Source organism: Polynucleobacter sp. 35-46-11, from assembly GCF_002281105.1.
The window spans coordinates 1-2,071 of the sequence record NZ_NCFJ01000443.1 but is presented as its reverse complement, the minus strand read 5'-3'; the positions used below and the strand labels follow the sequence as shown (position 1 = coordinate 2,071).

At 45.8% G+C, this 2,071-nt stretch carries 2 protein-coding genes; both read right to left on the bottom strand.

The features are described 5' to 3' along the window. Window positions 1-598: spermidine synthase (locus tag B7Y67_RS16110; protein WP_293599500.1), on the bottom strand; the 598-nt coding region annotated here is incomplete at its 3' end. Window positions 599-601: 3 nt separating this feature from the next. Then, a partial coding sequence (locus tag B7Y67_RS16105) for a phosphoribosylformylglycinamidine synthase subunit PurQ (RefSeq protein WP_293599499.1) occupies window positions 602-2,071 on the bottom strand: 1,470 nt, incomplete at its 5' end.

The following is a 2,071-nucleotide window of genomic DNA, read 5'->3' as shown; positions in this document are numbered from 1 at the left end:
CTGGAAAGAGCAGCACACGATTATCGAATGCCTCACAAATATTGTTCAAGTTAATATCGAAACTCTTATGGCGGGAGAATAAATTCACAGTTAGCACGCCAGGCGATTTCAGGATGTCGTAACAGCCCTTATAAAAGTCGAGAGAGCTAGCTGCCGGGCCATCACAAATCGCATCATAAAGATCCACTTGTACTGCATCGAAGTGACCCTGATGCTTGGCGCTCTGTACAAAAGCTTTTGCATCAGCTTGCAAAGTTTCTAAGCGGCGATCATCATCTGGCGTGAAAAACATGCTTCTAGCTGAAACAATCACAGCTGGATTGAGTTCAACAACAGTAGTTTTAACTGCTGGGCAATAGCGATGCGTAAACTTTGTGAGAGCACCAGTACCCAAGCCTAGTTGAGCAATACGCATTCCTGGCTTAGTTTCCAAAAAGAGTAGCCAAGCCATCATTTGCTGGTTGTATTCCAGATAGATTTCATCCGGATCACGGATACGCATCGCACCCTGAATTAATTCGCTACCAAAGTGTAAATAGCGTACCCCACCGCTCTCAGAAAATGTCACCGGCTCCATCGCCATAGATAAATCTGACACGAACTATTTTGCCCAGACTCGAGCGTTGCGGAATAAGCGCATCCAAGGGCTCGCACCATCGGGTGTATCCAACCATTCCTTTGGTGCCCAACTCATCTGCACAGCCCTAAAGACACGCTCAGGATGCGGCATCATTACGGTGAAACGACCATCGGGTGTAGTGACACCGGTTAAACCACCAGGTGAACCATTCGGGTTCATTGGATAAGTTTCAGTTGGCTTGCCTTGGTGATCTACAAATCGAAGGACAGCTAATCCTTGTTTCTGAAGTGCCTCTAAATTACCTTGTTGACTGAAATTAGCAAATCCTTCACCATGTGCAATAGCTATTGGCAATTGACTGCCGCTCATGCCCTGCGTAAAGATCGAAGGCGAAGCCATTACCTCAGCCATCACAAGGCGAGCTTCATATTGTTCGGACTGGTTACGGGTAAATTTAGGCCAGGCTTCTGCGCCTGGAATAATTCCAGAGAGATTACTCATCATTTGGCAGCCATTGCAGACGCCTAAAGCAAAGCTATCTTGGCGATTAAAGAAAGAGGAGAACTGATCCCGCAATTGACTATTGAACAAAATAGTTTTTGCCCAACCCTCACCAGCGCCCAATACATCTCCATAGCTAAAGCCTCCACAAGCAATGAGCCCACGGAAATCATCTAGCTTGGACTTACCGGAAAGCAAATCTGACATGTGCACGTCATAGGTATCAAAACCAGCCCAGTTCATAGCGTAAGCCATTTCAACGTGGGAGTTAACACCCTGCTCACGCAAGATGGCAACTTTAGGTCCAGCATTCTTGTTTATAAATGGTGCTGCAATATCGACTGCAATATCAAATGTCAGCTTTGGTGACATTCCAGTATCGGCAACGTTATCGAGTTGCGCAAACTCACTATCTGCGCAATCAGGGTTGTCGCGCAAGCGCGCAATCTGATAACTGGTATTTGCCCACATTTTCTGGAGAACTTCACGCGGCTCTGCAAAGATATTTTTAGCATCACGCCAAATTTCAATACGACCATTGGTATTAGGCTTAGCGATCACATGACTGTAAGCACTCAGATTTAATTTACGCAAAACCGCAAATACTGCTTCTCGATCAGACTTACGAATCTGAATTACAGCACCAAGCTCTTCATTAAATAATGCGCGCATGGTTTGCTCATGGCGTCGGCCGGATACTTGTTGCGCCCAGTTCTTAGCATCACCCCAATCTGCTTCTTGACCAATATCTACTGCAATCATGTCAACATTGAGGGAGATGCCAATGTGTGATGCAAAAGCCATCTCTGCGATACAAGCAAATAAACCACCATCAGAACGATCGTGATATGCCAGTAATTGATCTGCTTTACGCAGCTCAATGATTGCATGAGCAAGTGCCTTCAGATCTTCAGGATGATCTACATTTGGAGCCGACTTACCGGATTGATTAAGAACTTGAGCCAGGATACTTCCAGCCATGCGGTTCTT